This window comes from Caproicibacter sp., assembly GCF_046707225.1.
Lineage (GTDB): Bacteria > Bacillota > Clostridia > Oscillospirales > Acutalibacteraceae > Caproicibacter.
Genome location: NZ_JBJKOP010000035.1, coordinates 39934 through 55909, shown reverse-complemented (window position 1 = coordinate 55909; position 15976 = coordinate 39934). Strand labels below are relative to the sequence as shown.

At 54.7% G+C, this 15976-nt stretch carries 13 protein-coding genes; 2 read left to right on the top strand and 11 right to left on the bottom strand.

Annotated features, from left to right (window positions below; genetic code table 11):
* Positions 1–2: 2 nt before the first annotated feature.
* The 11 genes from ACLQ3M_RS08390 to ACLQ3M_RS08340 form a co-directional block, all read right to left on the bottom strand.
* Positions 3–1514, bottom strand: coding sequence for an AAA family ATPase (locus tag ACLQ3M_RS08390; protein WP_411677249.1), 1512 nt, complete (start codon positions 1512–1514; stop codon positions 3–5).
* A complete protein-coding gene (locus tag ACLQ3M_RS08385) occupies positions 1504–2871 on the bottom strand; it encodes a VWA-like domain-containing protein (RefSeq protein ID WP_411677247.1) in 1368 nt (455 codons plus the stop codon). Before ACLQ3M_RS08385 ends, ACLQ3M_RS08390 begins: the two co-directional genes overlap by 11 nt.
* Before the next feature lie 163 nt (positions 2872–3034).
* Positions 3035–4000 carry a leucine-rich repeat protein gene (locus ACLQ3M_RS08380; protein WP_411677246.1) on the bottom strand — a complete coding sequence of 322 codons (966 nt, stop codon included), beginning with the start codon at positions 3998–4000 and terminating at the stop codon, positions 3035–3037.
* Between the two features lies 1 nt (position 4001).
* Positions 4002–5021, bottom strand: a complete 1020-nt coding sequence (locus ACLQ3M_RS08375) for a M42 family metallopeptidase (protein ID WP_411677245.1) — start codon at positions 5019–5021, stop codon at positions 4002–4004.
* Positions 5022–5051: 30 nt separating this feature from the next.
* Positions 5052–5816 (bottom strand): MBL fold metallo-hydrolase, encoded by a 765-nt coding sequence (locus tag ACLQ3M_RS08370; RefSeq protein ID WP_411677244.1) that lies wholly within the window; start codon positions 5814–5816, stop codon positions 5052–5054.
* A gap of 41 nt (positions 5817–5857) precedes the next feature.
* Positions 5858–6955, bottom strand: coding sequence for a GGDEF domain-containing protein (locus ACLQ3M_RS08365; protein ID WP_411677243.1), 1098 nt, complete (start codon positions 6953–6955; stop codon positions 5858–5860).
* A gap of 307 nt (positions 6956–7262) precedes the next feature.
* Complete coding sequence (gene lsrF, locus ACLQ3M_RS08360; protein ID WP_066644560.1) at positions 7263–8144, bottom strand: 3-hydroxy-5-phosphonooxypentane-2,4-dione thiolase; 882 nt, start codon at positions 8142–8144, stop codon at positions 7263–7265.
* A gap of 85 nt (positions 8145–8229) precedes the next feature.
* Entirely contained in the window at positions 8230–9363 is a 1134-nt protein-coding gene (locus tag ACLQ3M_RS08355; RefSeq protein ID WP_411677242.1) for a substrate-binding domain-containing protein, read from the bottom strand.
* Between the two features lie 62 nt (positions 9364–9425).
* The gene (locus tag ACLQ3M_RS08350; RefSeq protein WP_411677241.1) at positions 9426–10466 is read right to left on the bottom strand and encodes an ABC transporter permease; all 1041 of its coding nucleotides are present in this window, start codon (positions 10464–10466) and stop codon (positions 9426–9428) included.
* On the bottom strand, positions 10463–11473 hold the full coding sequence (locus tag ACLQ3M_RS08345) for an ABC transporter permease (protein WP_411677240.1): 1011 nt from the start codon (positions 11471–11473) through the stop codon (positions 10463–10465). The genes ACLQ3M_RS08350 and ACLQ3M_RS08345 overlap by 4 nt, the downstream gene beginning before the upstream one ends.
* Positions 11470–13008: a sugar ABC transporter ATP-binding protein gene (locus ACLQ3M_RS08340; protein WP_411677239.1), complete on the bottom strand. Its 1539-nt coding sequence runs from the start codon at positions 13006–13008 to the stop codon at positions 11470–11472. Before ACLQ3M_RS08340 ends, ACLQ3M_RS08345 begins: the two co-directional genes overlap by 4 nt.
* A 423-nt stretch (positions 13009–13431) precedes the next feature.
* Between ACLQ3M_RS08340 and ACLQ3M_RS08335 the strand changes: the two genes are divergently transcribed.
* Both ACLQ3M_RS08335 and lsrK read left to right on the top strand, forming a co-directional pair.
* Entirely contained in the window at positions 13432–14355 is a 924-nt protein-coding gene (locus ACLQ3M_RS08335; RefSeq protein WP_411677238.1) for a sugar-binding transcriptional regulator, read from the top strand.
* 36 nt (positions 14356–14391) lie between these two features.
* Entirely contained in the window at positions 14392–15957 is a 1566-nt protein-coding gene (lsrK, locus tag ACLQ3M_RS08330; protein ID WP_411677237.1) for an autoinducer-2 kinase, read from the top strand.
* Positions 15958–15976 lie beyond the last annotated feature (19 nt).

The window sequence follows — 15976 nt, the reverse complement described above, 5'->3', positions numbered from 1 at the left end:
GTTTAGGTGGAAAGGCCGTCGATTTCCGTTAAGATTTCCCGCCTTTTGTCGCCGAGCAGCAGTTTGCGGTTCAAGCGGTCATACGGCTCGCTGCCGTTTTCCAGAATAAATTTAGAGCTGTAAAACCCGACCGTCAGCTCCGTGACAAACACGACCATCTCCTGGCTTTCGCCGAACGTCACCGCCATAAAATCAAACGCGCGGTTCAGCATGGCAGAGACCCGGTCGATTTCCGTACTTCTGCGCCCGGTCTGCTCCGCAAACCGCTCCCTGACAAACGCGAACGCGGCTTCCGGCGTTTCAGGTCCTGCGGTGATCAGCTCCCGCGCGTATTGTTCCAGCAGGCGGACACAGCCGTATTCCGCCGCTTCCTCATCCCGGCCGGTCTGCCCGTTTTCCTTTCTCCGGTTCAGCGAATCCTCCGCTTCCCGCGCAAGCTGCCGGAGCGCGGTCTCCGGCTCAACAGCCTGATCCTCTAATTTTTTCTTCCATTCCTTCAACCGGCCGAAGACCGCCTCCGTCAGCCGGTCGGTCAGGAACGCTTCGCGGAATTTTTCATTCAGGCGGCTCAGCAGCAGGCCGATCACGCTCAGCTTTTCGTCAAACTGCGCCTTTTGCAGCATCGCGACCGCACGCTCCGAAATGTTCCCGTTCAGTATTTCATCGACACGGTAATCTTCCCGGTATTTCTTGTAAAGCTCATAATAGTTGGCGAAGTCCTTGGCGGCCGCCGGGTTTTGGATATACTGCAAGACAAGGTCCTGTCCGACTTCAAGCCCGAGGCTTTCGCACATCTTCATCATTTCGGAAAGGTCTTCCCATCCGCGCGCCGTCGCGAACGCGACTCCGTCCGGCGTCGTTTCAATCCGGTAGAAATTTTCTTTCCGGATTTCCAGATAGGACAGGATGGCTCCGTGGATCGACTGACGGTAAGCGTACTCCTTCCAGGCGAAAAAGTCCGGTTCCACATCGATTTTCCGCACCCGGTCCAGCGTTACAATGTCAAATTCCCGCGCGGAGCGGTTGTATTCCGGCGGATTCCCTGCGGCGACGATGACCCAGCCCTGCGGCACTTTCTGGTTTCCGAACGTCTTCCCCTGCAAAAACTGCAGCATGGTGGGAGCCAGCGTTTCGGAAACGCAGTTGATCTCGTCGATGAACAGGATACCCTCGGCAATGCCCGTCTGCTCCATTTTGTCATAGACGGAAGCGATGATTTCGCTCATGGTGTATTCCGTGACGGAGTATTCCCTGCCGCCATAGGATTTTTTCTGAATGAACGGGAGTCCGACGGCACTCTGCCGCGTGTGGTGCGTAATGGTGTAGGCCACAAGCGCCACCCCGCATTCCCGCGCAACCTGCTCGATGATCTGTGTTTTGCCGACGCCGGGAGGCCCCATTAACAGCATCGGGCGCTGACGAACCGGCTCAATGCGGTAATTGCCGTTTTCATCCCGCTGCAGATACGCCCGGACGGTATTCTGAATCTCTTCTTTCGCCTGTTTAATATTCATAGTGGGGCAAATCCTCCCAGTCTTCGTCTTGGTTTTCCTCCGCCGCGCCCGTTTCCTTCTCCAGATCGCCCGGCTCCAGAATCAGCTTCATCGCCCACGGCGGCACGTCGGCGTCGGTGAAGTCCTCCCGCAGAAAGACAAACGCGGCGTCATAAGGCGGCCGCTGCTTCGGGAAGACGCCCCGGCCGTCGGTAAAATAGATGAGGCCTTTCAAGCGGCGGAACTCCTTTTGCCGCAGCAGCTCGTCCACATAGCGGAAAACCGGGCGAAAATCGGTGCCGCCGCTGCCGATCAGCTCGAAATGCTCCATGTAGCCGCGCAGTTCCTCTTCATTCGTGATTTTACGGTCGGAGCGGACGGTTTCATCGCACTGGATGATATGGATATTGATCTTTCTGAAAAAGCTCTCCGTATCTTTTAAGATGGAATAGGTCTGCTCCAGAAACGAACGCACCAGCGAGCCGGAGCAGGACATCGAGGTGTCGACCGCGATGACGAACTCCTCGACTTTTCGGGTTTCGCGCGTTTCCTGCGGTTCTATCAGCGGCAGATTGCCGTAAAGGCGCATCCCGTAGGAATAGAAGCCCGGGTCGAAGGAATCCGGGTCCAGACGCAGCTCTTCCCTCAGCACGGCGAATTTCTGAAGAAAACGGCGGTAATCGTACCGTTCCCGGTTTTCCACCTGAACCTGCGAAAGCAGAGCTTTTGCGTGCTCGGCGGGGTCCTGCGCGAGCGTTTCCATGCCGGTCTGCATCTTCCGGCTGATCTCTTCCCATTTCTGCCGGGGGTTCGGCGCGCCGGCGGGCGGGCGTTTACCCGGGTCCGGCCAGAAGGAGTGGTCGTCGATTCGGAATTCCCGTTCCAGCTGAACACGCACGTCGTCGGTCGGGTGCATCTTCTGCAGCATTTCATAGATTTTTTCCGCTGTGGGAACCTTGAGTGTTTCCCGCATCGTACCGTAAAAATTCCTCCGGAACCAGGAGGGCGGCTGCCGCACGCAGCGCTGCGAAATACCGTCCAGAACGGATTCCATCGCGATGTCGCAGGAAAGGTCCCACAATCCGCGGTCCTGCCCTGGCTTTTTCCAAAGGTGGCGGAACACACAGTGCAGCACCTGATGCAGATACACGCGGTTGACCAGAACCGGATTGCGGCGGTAACTGTAAAACAGACGGTCCGGGTCGTAAAACAGGCTCGTCCCGTTCGTTCCCATAAACCGCGCGCCGGGTGTCATTTCATAGGAAAGCGCGCTGAGCGCGACGTCGAGAAAGCGCATTTGAAGATACAGCTCCGTCCGCGACGCCGTCAGAATCTGTCCGCCGATTTTTTGCATCCGCTCCAATGTATTGTCTTCCACTGTGACCCTCCGCAACCCTCTGGATGTAGGCCTGCATTCCCGTCAAACGAACCGGTGATGCCGGCGTATTGTGATTCAATCAACTCAGATTTGTCTTTTGGATTCTCCGCGCGGACAGAGACATAAGAGACTTTTTTCTTGTATTTCGACCGCTTTAAAAGCCTTACAGGTCGAACGTCTTTTTCTTCGCGGCAAACCGCTCGTGCCGTTCCTGAAGCAAAACGCTGAGGCACCGCGCCCGTTCCAGCCGCGCGGCTTCCTCAACCGCGCGGCCGATGCTTTCCGCTGTGAAAGCTCCGCGCTCCGCCAGAAAAGAAAGGCCCTCCGGGTCGTCGTCACGGAGAAGGAGACTTGCGGCGTCCGCCGATTTTTCTTTCAGAAAGGCCAGGTACCGTCCCTTCGCGGCCGCCGTCAGGCGAACCGCACGGCGGAGCCTTTCCAAAGCGATTCTCAGCAGCGTTTCCGGGTTAGTCTCACTCCGGGCGATTGGAAACTGGGCGTCGTAACTTTCCGCGTCGAGTTTATCCTCCCAAAAGCACTGTCGGTAGCGAAAGCCCGCCCCGTGGATAAAATGCTCAAAGATGCGCGCGGGGCCGTTTTCGACGGACTCTTCATAGTATTCCGGAAAAATCCAGACGGAATCGCCCTCTTTGGAGCGGAATACGGCGCGCACCTCCTGCTGGATATCTTCCAGAAGGCCGGGCAGACAGGTCGGCGCGACCGAAGGACCCGCAACCAGAATTTCTTTAAGACCCCGGCAATTCATAAAAGCCCCGTTGCCGACCAGCGCCGGCCCCGCGCAAAGGCCGACGCGCGAAAGACCGGTGCAGTTATAAAACGCGTATTCCCCGATGGACCGGATTCCGGGCGGCAGCAAAAGTTCCCGCAGGAATTCCCCTCCGAGATACCGCTCGCGGCCGGGCGCCTCCGGGACGCCGTCCGGGGCTTCCAGAAGCTCCGTCCCCGCGGGCAGGCGCGCCTGCGCGGCCTCCTTGGAAGAAAACGCGTAAGGAGCGATTCCTGTCACCGGCTGTCCGCCGATTTTCTCCGGAATACGGACGTTGCTTTCGGTTCCGGTGCAGGAAAGAATGGCGGCGCCCCCCGGCACGGGGTAATACCGTATTTTCATGTCAGTCCTTTCCGAGGTACCGTTCCAGCAGCCTGAGCGTATTTTTCACGCCGTCGGTATGGGAACGCTCGTACCCGTGGGAAGCATAAACCCCGGCCCCGATTAATCCGTGCTTCAGGTCGTAGCCCGCCGCAAGCGCGGCGTCCGCGTCGGAGCCGTAGTAGGGGTAAATATCCACGGCATAGCCGAGCTTTTCCTGCTCCGCGCACCGAACCAGCTCCGTCGTGACCTCGTAATCATACGGCCCGTTGGAATCCTTGGCACAAATGCTGACCATGCGTTCGGTGCAGGCAAGGCCCTCGCCCACGCAGCCCATGTCGACGCTGATGATTTCCTTCGCGTCGGCGGGCAGAGCGCCGCAGGCCCCGTGGCCCACTTCCTCATAAACCGTGATAAAGGCGTAAACCTTCCGGTTCAGGATCAGCTTTTTTTCGCCGATTCGCTTCGCAAGGCCCAGAAGAATCGCGACGGACAGCTTGTCGTCCAAAAAGCGGCTTTTGATATATCCGCTTTTCGTCACCACCGTGCGCGGGTCGAAGCAGACGAAATCACCGGTATGGATTCCAAGCGCCTCGGTATCCTTTTTCTCCTTCACATCCTCGTCGATCACGACCTCCATCTCTTCAAAGGTCCTGCTTTGTTCGGAGAATTTTTTGTTGACGTGAATGGACGGGTCGTTCATCTGAAGGGTTCCCTCATAGGTCTTTCCGCCGCGCGTGCGGATGCGGCAGGTTTCGGTTTCACAGTTGTTCGCGTTCAGGCCGCCGATGTTTGTGATGCGCAGTCTGCCGTTCTTCTTCACCTCCGCAACCATGCCGCCGAGCGTATCGATATGCGCCGAAAGAATCACCGGATTTCCCTCGCCGCCCAGGTCGCACACAACGCATCCCTTGTTGGTCAGATACGGCTTGAAGCCGAGCTTTTCAAACTGCTCCATCGTGTGCCGGGTCACGTCGTTGGTAAATCCGCTCGGGCTGTCGATCGCAGTCAGTTGTTTTAACTGGTCCAGAATATATTTCATATCATCGCTCCCTGATTCCTGTTGATTTTCCTACTGATTCTGTACGAGATTCTTTTGCTTATTTTTCCCCAGATTGGCAATCAGCCTGTTAACGGAAAACGGCTTTCCGTGCGCCGGAAAAATCCGCAGAGCGCCCGCCCCGATGAGCTTTTCCCAGCTTTTATAATACTGCGGCAGGCTGCAGATAAAAATCACGCAGTTTTTCGTACCCGCAAACGCCAGCATGTCGGCTGCGGCGTCGCCCGCAAGGCAGTCCCCGTCCGGGAACAGAATCGAAATGGAATCCACCGTGTGCCCGGGCGTGCGCAGGATCTTACCCTCCAGCGGAATCCCGATTTCCCTCAGGGTCGGCTCCCCCGTCACAATCAGATCGCTTTCCCGCGGGACATACGGCGCGAATTTCAGATTTTTCGAGCGGTCGACCTTTTTACGGAGGATCAGCGAAACATAAAGCTGCTTGTGCCGCAGCAGGAAGGCGACCCTCCGGTTCAAAAGCCCGCCCCCGTGGGTCAGGTCGTTTTCTCCCTTTTGGATCAGCTCGGCGCAGAAATCCGACATGACGACGCGCACCGAGCCGTTCTCCCGCAGGATGGGAAAAAGCAGGCCGCAGTGGTCGTCGTGATGATGGGTCAGAATCAGGTGGCTGATCTGCGAAAGGCTTACGTTCACCTCTCTCAGTCTGTTCTGAAACAGCTCCCAGTCCTCCTCGTAACCGGTGTCGACCAGAACGTATCTTTCGCCCGCCCTAATCAGGTAGCATGTTGTAACGCTGAGTTTCAAGGGAATCAGATTCATAAAGCTCAATCCTTTCCGTTTTGTTTGGCACGGTTCACCTGCTAAATCTCCTGAAAAATCTCGACCCGGTTTTTGCCCTTGTCTTTCGCGGCGTACAGGGCTGTGTCCGCATAGTTGAAAAGCTCTTCCGAAGTCCAGCCGCTCTCCCACACCGCCAGCCCGATGCTGACGGTAATGGGTTCCCGGGTAAACCCATAGGTCAGCCTTTCAAATTCGAGCCTGAATCTCTCCAGAAAGAGGCCGGCTTCGTCCGCCGCGTCGCCCGTAAAAATCACCGCGAATTCCTCGCCGCCGAACCTTGCCGTAAAGCGGTTCGAATCCACGTTTTGTTTCATCAGTTCCGCAATCGCATGAATCACGCTGTCGCCGTTTAAATGGCCGAACGTGTCGTTGACCTTTTTGAAATCGTCGATGTCCATCACCGCCAGAGCAATCTTATCCCCTGTTTCGGCAGAGGATCTTACCATGCAGTCCAACGTATTCATAAAGATTGTGTTGCCGTAAAGGCCGGTTTTCTGGTCCCTGTTCAGCTGGTCCTGCATTTTCAGCTGACTGAGGTAGCTCCGCTCGAGGATCCCGCTTTTTTCCTCCTGAAACTCTATGATGACATTGCAGACTTTTTCGCACAGAAAAACAATGACAAAAGCGATGATGGCCTCCTCCGCGAAAAAATGATCCTTTCCGAATTCCGGCGGAGAAAGCCTTCTGAAAATCAGGGAAACCGTCAAAAACAAATAGCAAACACGGCCGACGCGGTTGGTCAGCTTTTGATCACTGTAAATCACCGTCGTAAAAATCGGGATGCCGAAGATGCCGAACGTGATGGAAAAAATATAATGAACGCTTGCTGCGACCATGCAGATAAACGCCAGCTGAACCGGCGGGATATAGTTCACCAGTTCGGAATTCGGCCTTCGCTTCATCAGCAGATATCCCGATAGAATCGCACCCGTATTCGCGGCGGCCGGAATCAGAAGATAACGGAACAGATACCTTCTCATTGACGGCAGAGCCAGGCCGTTTCCCCGGATGATAAAGTACATGAAGAACTCCACCAGAATCATGATGCACGCAATCATGATATTGGCGCGAAACAGCAGCACTCTCCAGTTTCGATATGTTTTTTCAAAATACTCCACGTTTTCAATACCTTTTTATGACGTTCCCGACCGGATTTCCGCAAGCGATCGATCTGGGAAAGCCCGGCACAAAGTTTTCGAAACATCCGCGAATCCCCCGCGGCGTTTCCACTATTATATTCCCATACTGGACCAATTACAACCAGATAAATCCAATTCAAACAATGCCGCCTGAAATGCTGTCGAACGCCAAAGTTAGCCCGGTCTCACCGGCACCGCCGGCAAAACCGGTACATAAACAGAGGCACGCTCAAAAGCAAAAACTTTTGAGCGTGCCTGCCGACGGGCTTTTTCGATCTTGATCCGGTTATCCGTGAATCGCGTCCTGATAGAATTCGTAGGCTTCTTTGTCGTTGAAGCCCTCGTGGACAACCTTGCGGATTGCCTCGGCCATCTCAACGGGATGCTCGCTCTGGAAAATGTTGCGTCCCATATCAAGACCGCGCGCGCCGCCGCTGATGGCTTTGTACGCCAGGGTCAGCGCCTCGTTTTCGGGCAGCTTTTTTCCGCCCGCCACAACAAGGGGAACCGGGCATCCGGCCACAACTTCTTCAAACTTTTCACAATAATAGGTCTTGATGATATTGGCGCCCATTTCCGCCAGAATGCGGGTAGCCAGCTTAAAGAACCGGTCTGTGCGCTCCATCTGCTTGCCGACGGCGACAACGCCCATCGTCGGAATGCTGTGGCGCAAGCCCGCGTTGATCATCTGCGAGAGATTGTCGATGCTGGAAAGCTGCCCGTCTGCGCCGATGAAGGTCTGCACCGCCATGCAGTCCGCGTTCATTCGGACCGCGTCCTCAAGATCGACCGCGTTTACTTCATGCGAAAGGTCGTCGTTCAGCATGGAGGAACCGGAGGTGACACGCAGCGCAATCGCTTTGCCGCATTCGGGCGGCACGCAGGAACGCAGCGCGCCGCGGGTTCCCATTAAAACGTCTACGTGGGACATCAGCTTCGGAATTACCAGGTCCAAACGCTCCAGCCCCGCGGTTGATCCCATGAAATAGCCGTGGTCAAAGGCAAACATGACCGTGTTGCCCGTTTTGGGGTCGAAAATATTGGATAAGCGCTTTTTCATACCCCAATCAAGATTGTTCGCGCCCTTAACATGAAAACTGCCTTGATTTGCAAAAGGAACATCTACGGAATAATCCTTCGCAACCTTGAGTCCTTCCTTGTCAGCCATAATTTCAGATCTCCTTCTTTGTTTAGTTGTATTACTGATACTCTGTAAATGATCTTCTTTTACAGCAAGGTCAGTTCACAGTCAATCAGAAGTTGTATTTGTCTACGTTGGAAGCGTTGAAAACAACGCGCTCCGGAAGCAGGACGACGCCGTTGTTGGTATCGGTCGTTTTTGCTCCGGGAACCAGACTGTCGTTCGGCATAACTTCAACCTCGCCGATGCTCGGAATGTTGATCTTGTCGCCGACCTTCACCGTGTTGCCCGCCGCAAGGTACGCCGCAAGGTAGCAGCCCATCGCGCCCTGGATGCCGCAGTCCCACAGGCCCCACTGCTCAATAACGTTCGCCTTGCAGTAGTCGCGGATGGAATTCGGGGAAGCAAAGCCGGTGATTGTGATGTCTTTTTTGGTCAGGCCCGCGTTCTGAGCCGCTTTGCACTGGCCCGGCAATGCCGTTGAGTCGTTGCAGATGATCAGATCGATGTCCTTGTGGGCTTCCAGAATGGACGAGCCGACGGAAACGGCCTTTTCAGCGTCCTGCTCGGAATAGTAGTTGTCGGGAGCCACATTGACCCAGTTCGGATATTTTTCTTTGATATACTTTTCGCCCGCAGCCTGCCAGGAGTTCTGATCCGCCACGGTCGCCTGTGAGTAATGCCAGCAATATTTGATTGCGTCTTTGGCCACGTCTTTGCCGCGCTTTGTCAGCGAATCGGCGCTCATGTCAACCAGCATTTTGCCGAGGATGTCCGGCGTTCCCTGGGAAACCATCAGCGTGCGGGCGTCCGTGGAAACATCGGAATCCCATGTGACGACCGTCATGCCCGCGTCCTTCGCTTTTTTCAAAGCGGAATCAAGTCCGGTCGCGTCGACGGAGGAAATGCAGATTGCGTCCGCGCCGCTGGCGATCGCGTTGTTGACTACCTGTACCTCGTCCGCAACCGCGGCGTTCGGGCTGCCCTGGTAATCAACCGTGAAGCCCCACTGTTTGGAATATTCCTGTGCGCCGGCATTGGCGGATTCAAAGAACGCGTTGCCGGTAAGCTTCGGGATAAAAACAACTGTTTTTCCTTTCACGGATTTGTCTCCCGCGGCAGCGGACGCCCCCGAAGACGCCTTTGACTCCGCGGCGGAGCTGGACGAGCCGCTGCTGCCGCTGCAGCCGACAAGGGATGTTGCCATGATCGATGCTGCAAGTGCAAGTGCAAGAACCTTTTTCATTACAATAACCTCCTACAAAATTTTGTATTAATATGGCTTTTTACACCAAAAGCCGCTTGAAATTAATGCGCCGCGGTCTTCCCCCATCCGCGGGGCATTACGCCGGTCATGAAACGAACCACTTTTGAGTTGCCCGCCAGCGAACGGGCCGTAATCACAATCAGAAGCAGAAGCCCGACGGGAATGTCGAGGTACTGCGTGTTGATCTTAAAGCAAAGCGGAAGACCGAAGCGGAGAATTCCGATGACCAGCGCCGCGAGCGCGGTGCCGATTACGTTGCCCTTGCCGCCCGTGCTGAGCGTGCCGCCCAGAACAACCGCCGTAATAATCTGAAGAGTAAAGGTTGCGCCGATATCGCTTTTCGCGGTGTCAAGATAAGAGGTAAGAACGATTCCCGCGATTGCAGCGCTGATTCCGGAGAGCACGTAGGTGCTCATGATCACAAGCCGGCTGTTGATGCCGGAATACTCCGCGGCCCGCGGATTGACTCCCACCAGAAAAACCTTTCTGCCGTACTTTGTTTTATGCAGCAGCAGGTAGGCAATCACCGTCAGAACCGCAAAGATGATGACCTGCTCCGGAATCACGCCGAACAGCTTGAACTGAGAAATTTGTTTGAAAGAGTCCGGAAATCCGCTGATTCCTTTATAGCTTTCGGTCGCCGACAGCTTGGAAACCAAGAGAGCCAGCCCCGAATAAAGGAAGCCGCCGCCCAGCGTCACAACCATCGGCTGAACATTGCAGTAAGCCACGAAAAACCCGGAAAGCGCGCCGCACAGGGCGGCCGCGATGACGGCGATCAGGCAGGCGGCCCAGATGTTGAGTCCTGCGTCCTGCCACACAACGCCGACGATAATGGAGGTAAAACCGACGATCGCGCCGGCCTGAATGTCGATTCCGCCCGTGATCATCACGAACGTAACGAACAAAGAGATAATGCAGATGGAGATAATGTCGTTTACACTGCCCAGCAGTATATTAGGATTTAAAAATTTGCTGTTTTTAGCCCCGAAGATGACAAATTCCAAGAAAAGGATCATCAGCAGAGCAAATTCCCAGCTTTTCACGCCCCGTTTCAGACTCTCCAAAGGTGAGTTTTTCATTTCTGATCGTCTCCTTTCTTGGACTGCGCCCGGGCCGCCAGGCGCATATGGCGGTTTTTGACCGCGGCGCGGTTTTGAGAGACCGCGTCTACAACCACGATCACGATCAGGAGAATTCCTGTAATGGTATTGTCGTAATCGGAGGAAAAGCCCAGGAACACCAGGATGCGGCTGACGGAGGACATGATGACCGCGCCGATGGAAGCCCCGATCAGGCTGCCGAGACCGCCGGTCAGGCTGATTCCGCCCAGCACACAGGCGGCGATTGCCTTCATTTCATATCCGTTGCCCGCGGTCGGCGTGATAAAACCGATGCGGGAGGAGTAGATGATGCCCGCGACCGCCGAAAACACACCGCAGAGAACATAAGAGACAAATTTCGTGTTCACGGTCGGAATTCCGATCAGCGTTGCGCCCGCGGCGTTGTCGCCGACGGCGATGAAATACTTGCCCCGCCGTGTCTTTGTCAGAATATAATGGGCCAGGATGACAAACGCCAGCACGACGGCATAGAATGCAGTCAGGTCGCCCACAAGCTTGGCTTTGGAAAGCATCGTGAAGGGCGCCGGCAGGTTTTCCACCCATGCGCCGCCGGTATAGACGTAAATCATTCCGCGGAACAGTCCCATGGTGCCGAGCGTAAAGATCAGCGACGGGATGTTCAGAACCGCCACGCCGAAGCCGTTGATGACGCCGGTCACGACGCCCACCATGACTCCGGCAAGGAACGCGACGGCCCAGCTGCTTCCATTGCGCAGAAGTGTGGAGGTCACCGCGGCGGAAAGGCCGAGGATCGCGCCGATGGAAACATCGATTTCCCCGGTCAGGATTACAAACGCGATGCCGACCGCGAGAAGCGTAAAGACAACGCTGTCGTTAAAACAGTTCAAAAGGCTGGTCGGGGACAGAAACGAGCTGTTTACCATTCCGACTCCCGTGAATAGCGCGATGAGAAACAGAAAACTGGTCATTTCCCGTATTTTCAGGATTTTTTTTACGGTGTTCATACTTCCGCCTTCCTTCCTCCGGTCACGCCAAAGGCGGCAGCCATCAAATTATCCTGGTTGATTTCCTTCTTGTTGAATTCCAGATTGATGTGCCCCTGATAGACCGCTACGGCACGGTCGGCCAATTCAATAATCTCTTCGATGTCGGATGAGATCAGCATAATCGCGACGCCCTGTTCCTTCAGCTGATGAATGATCGTATAGACGTCTCCGCGGGCCGCCGCGTCGATGCCGCGGGTGGGCTCATCCAGAATAATCAGCTTAGGCTGCGTGGAAAGCGCCCGGGCAATCACGATCTTCTGCTGGTTTCCGCCCGAAAGGCTGCCTGTCAGCTGATCCTGCCCCGTGATTTTGATTCTGAAATCGTCGACGTATTTCCGGGTCAGTTCATATTCCGCCTTCCCGTTCAGGAACATTTTTCCCATGGAAGAATCGGAAAGCATTGCCGAAGTCGTATTTGCGGCAATGTCGCTGATTTTAAACAGTCCCAAAAGGTGGCGGTCCTCCGGCACATAATTGATGCCGGCCTCCAGAACCTTTTTGGTCGGCAGACCCGTGATGTCGCGCCCGTCCAGGATGACGCTTCCGCCAAGGACCTTATCCATACCGAAAATGGTGGTGGCCAGTTCGGTTCTTCCGGCTCCGACCACTCCCGCGACGCCCAGAATTTCGCCCGGATAGATCTCCAGATTAATATTGCTGAACCCATAGCCGGAAAAAGACTTCAGTTCAAAAACAGGCTTCAGCTTTTGGTAATCGAGTTCTGCGTACTCAACAACCTGCCGTTTTTCGCTCTGCTCCGCCATGTTCGGCGGCAACAGGCCCTTTACCAGCATTTCGCGCGTAAAGTCGCCGACCGGCCCGTTCAGGGTAATCACACCGTCGCACATAATGGCGACGTGGGTCGCGATGTCGAACACTTCCGTCAGGCGGTGCGTGATATAAATAATTCCGATTCCCCTGGCCTTTAAGGTTGCGATGCACTGAAAAAGGCTCTCCACCTCGTCAAAGGTCAGCGCGCTGGTCGGCTCGTCAAAGATAAGCACGCGGGAATTTCGGAGCAGCCCGCGCAGAATTTCGACCAGGGTCTGTTCGGCAATGGACAGGCTGTTCGCCTTGCGGTTCAGGTCCAGGTCCCAGCCGATCTCCTTCATCTGGTTCACCAGTCTTACATGAAGGTCGGCCGCTTTTTCACGAAAACCCGCAATGATGTTTTCCTCGACGGTCATGTTCGGAAAAAGCATCGGCTCCTGCGGAATCATATAGATTCCCTTGCTTAGCGCCACGGACGGCTTCGTAAGGGCTGCCTTTTCGCCGTCGACGTAAATCTCCCCGCGGTCGGGCTGATGGATTCCCATGATGATTTTCATCAGGGTGCTTTTTCCGGCGCCGTTGCCGCCGATCAGCGCAACCACCTCGCCGGAATTGACATTCAGATCAATGCCCTTCAATACATTGTTAAGCCCAAATGCTTTGTGAATCCCGCGGACAGAAATAATCGATTGATCAGAAGAATTTTTTTGGGATTCTGCCATTTTTCCCCCTCCATCCACAGGAAATGCAGATTACTATGTAAAACTGGTTTCCTGTAATAGTAGACAAATGTTTGAGCAGTTGATTTTTATCTTGTCATCATCATACGATATTTCAAAACAAATGTCAACACTTTTCATTTTTGTATTCCGTGAATTTTAGTATTGTTTTTATTCCAGTCCGGTTATTTGTTGCTTTATTCAACAACTTATTCCCTATAATATCATATCTTTGTTATAATTTACACCAAAAATATCAAACCTTTTCAGAAATTGAGATTGACACCAATTCGGAATGATGATATACTGTTTATCACAACAAAAGTTAAACATAGTTACATTTGTTAGACGTTGTTAACTTTGCTCTTGCTTTCAATGTTTTATTCTGTATCATATAAGGTAAAGTATTCTTTGGAGATGAAAACAATGGACTATGAGGAAATCCTGGCGGTCAAGACCGCGTGGTATTACTATATGGAAAATATGACGCAGCAGCAGATCTCTGAAAAGCTGGGTGTTTCCCGCATCCGGGTCATGAAAATCCTGGAGAAGGCAAAAAAAGACGGCATTATTCAGTTTAAGATTCGTCAGGACGGCGAACAGCACATGCAGGTGGAGCGCCAGCTTGCCGACAAGTGGGGCCTGAAGGACACATTCGTAGTGCCGACCCCGCACATGGGTGAAAATCTGAACGAAACGATCGCGAAGGCCGCCGCAATGTATATCAGCCACCGGATCTCTGAAAACTGCTTTATCAATATGGGGTACGGCGATACGCTCAGCAAGATTCTGAATCATCTGGCCACCATGAACGAATTCACAGTTTCCGTCGTTTCCCTGACGGGCGGCGTCAGCTACTATCTTCCCAATGCACAGTCGCACACCTTTAACGCCAAGCTTTACCTGATTCCGACCCCGCTGCTCGTTTCCTCGAAAGAGATGGTGTCGGCCATGCGGGAAGAACCGTCTGTCAGGGAAATTTTCCGCATGGTCCGGCTGGCTTCCATGACGCTGGTCGGCATCGGCGGCATGGGGGACGACGCGACCGTTTTGGAAAACGGAATCCTCAGTAAAAGCGATTTTCTGTATCTGTCCATGAAAGGCGCCGTCGGGGATGTTTTGAGTCATTTCATCGACAAGGACGGCGTCCCCGTTCAGACCAATGTGGAAGACCGGTTGATCAGCACTTCCCTGAAAACGCTCCGGGAGCTCGACAACGTGGTGGGGGTCGCCGCGGGAGCGTCCAAGGTGGACGCGATTCGCGCGGCGCTGCGCGGAAAATATATCGATATTCTCATCACGGACGAAGAAACCGCATTACGGCTGATTGAAGAAGACAATTCTGTATAAAATAATCATGTAAGTATCAAAGGGGAGAGAGGCAATATGTCGCAGAAATATTTGCTGGCTGTGGACGCGGGCACGGGAAGCGTCCGGGCAGTGCTTTTTGATTTGAAGGGAAACCAGTTGAGCTGCGCGCAGCACGAATGGGAGCACCGGGAAGACCCCCGGTACCCCGGCAGCATGGATTTCGACTGGGGCTGCAACTGGGCTTTGGCCAGGAACTGCATTAAAGAAGTCCTCGCTCAGTCGAAGATTGAACCGGCCGAAATCGCGGCGATTTCAACCACCTGCATGCGCGAGGGAATCATCCTTTATGACGCTGAGGGAAAGGAAATCTGGGCCTGCGCGAACGTGGACGCCCGCAGCACGGAAGAGGTGGAGGAGCTGATTCGCAAAGATCCTCAGCTTGAAAGGGAACTCTACGTGGAATCCGGACAGTCGTTCGCTCTGGACGCCCTTCCGCGCCTGCTGTGGATTAAAAACAAAATGCCCCAAATTTATCAGAAAGCCGCCGTGCTGGGCATGTTTAACGACTGGCTGATTTATAAGCTGACCGGCGTACTCGCGATCGAGCCCAGCAACGGCAGCACGACAGGTATTTTCGACCTGGAGAAGAGGTCGTGGGACCCCTCCATTGCGGATAGATGCGGCCTGCGCACCGATATTTTCCCGCCCGTTCAGGAATGCGGCAGCGCGGCCGGCAAAGTTTCTGAACAAGCCGCCGCCGAAACCGGTCTGGCCGTTGGAACGCCCGTCGTGGTCGGCGGGGGCGACGCGCAGCTGGGCTGCGTGGGCGTCGGGGTCGTCGGCCCGAACCAGGCGGCGATTTTTGGCGGCAGCTTCTGGCAGTATGAGTTCAACACGGCAGAGGCAAAGACGGACCCCGACTGCCGGGTCAGGGTAAACTGCCACGCGGTGCCGGGCCTTTGGCAGTACGAAGCGCTGGCGTTCAAGCCCGGCCTCGTCATGCGTTGGTTCCGCGACGGTTTCTGCCAGCTTGAAAAACAGCAGGCGGAAGAAACCGGGAAGGACCCTTATTCCCTGATGGATCAGGAAGCCAAAAAAATCCCGGCGGGATGCTACGGCATGCTCTGCGCCTTTTCCGACGTCATGAACTTTATCCGCTGGAAGCACGCCGCCCCCACATTTACAAATTTCGAGCTCGATCCCGACAAGTTCAACCGCTACACCTTTTACAAGGCGATTCTGGAAAACACCGCGATGGTAACGAAAGGGCACCTCGACCTGGTCCGGGAAGCCACCGGGAACATGCCGCGGGAGGTCGTTTTCGCCGGGGGCGCGTCAAAAAGCCCCGTCTGGTGTCAGATTCTCGCCGACGTGCTGGGCCTTCCGGTCCGGGTCCCCGTTGTCAAGGAAGCGACCGCGCTCGGGGCGGCGATTCTGGCAGGCTTCGGCGTTGGAATTTACGGCAGCATTCAGGAGGCGGCCGGCGAACTGGTTCAGTGGGACAAAATCTACCAGCCCGACCCGAAAAATCACGAAATCTACGAGCGAATCTATCCTGACTGGAGAAAAGTGTACGCCGCGCAGCTGGAGCTGAGCAATCAGAATCTGACCAAGAGCATGTGGAGCGCACCCGGTCTTTAAAATACTGGAGGAAATAATC

Bases quoted from the DNA above. Each gene is read 5' to 3' on its own strand.
- ACLQ3M_RS08390 (WP_411677249.1), bottom strand. From the start codon at position 1,514: ATGAATATTAAACAGGCGAAAGAAGAGATTCAGAATACCGTCCGGGCG.
- ACLQ3M_RS08380 (WP_411677246.1), bottom strand. From the start codon at position 4,000: ATGAAAATACGGTATTACCCCGTGCCGGGGGGCGCCGCCATTCTTTCC.
- ACLQ3M_RS08375 (WP_411677245.1), bottom strand. From the start codon at position 5,021: ATGAAATATATTCTGGACCAGTTAAAACAACTGACTGCGATCGACAGC.
- ACLQ3M_RS08370 (WP_411677244.1), bottom strand. From the start codon at position 5,816: ATGAATCTGATTCCCTTGAAACTCAGCGTTACAACATGCTACCTGATT.
- lsrF (WP_066644560.1), bottom strand. From the start codon at position 8,144: ATGGCTGACAAGGAAGGACTCAAGGTTGCGAAGGATTATTCCGTAGAT.
- ACLQ3M_RS08355 (WP_411677242.1), bottom strand. From the start codon at position 9,363: ATGAAAAAGGTTCTTGCACTTGCACTTGCAGCATCGATCATGGCAACA.
- ACLQ3M_RS08350 (WP_411677241.1), bottom strand. From the start codon at position 10,466: ATGAAAAACTCACCTTTGGAGAGTCTGAAACGGGGCGTGAAAAGCTGG.
- ACLQ3M_RS08345 (WP_411677240.1), bottom strand. From the start codon at position 11,473: ATGAACACCGTAAAAAAAATCCTGAAAATACGGGAAATGACCAGTTTT.
- ACLQ3M_RS08340 (WP_411677239.1), bottom strand. From the start codon at position 13,008: ATGGCAGAATCCCAAAAAAATTCTTCTGATCAATCGATTATTTCTGTC.
- ACLQ3M_RS08335 (WP_411677238.1), top strand. From the start codon at position 13,432: ATGGACTATGAGGAAATCCTGGCGGTCAAGACCGCGTGGTATTACTAT.
- lsrK (WP_411677237.1), top strand. From the start codon at position 14,392: ATGTCGCAGAAATATTTGCTGGCTGTGGACGCGGGCACGGGAAGCGTC.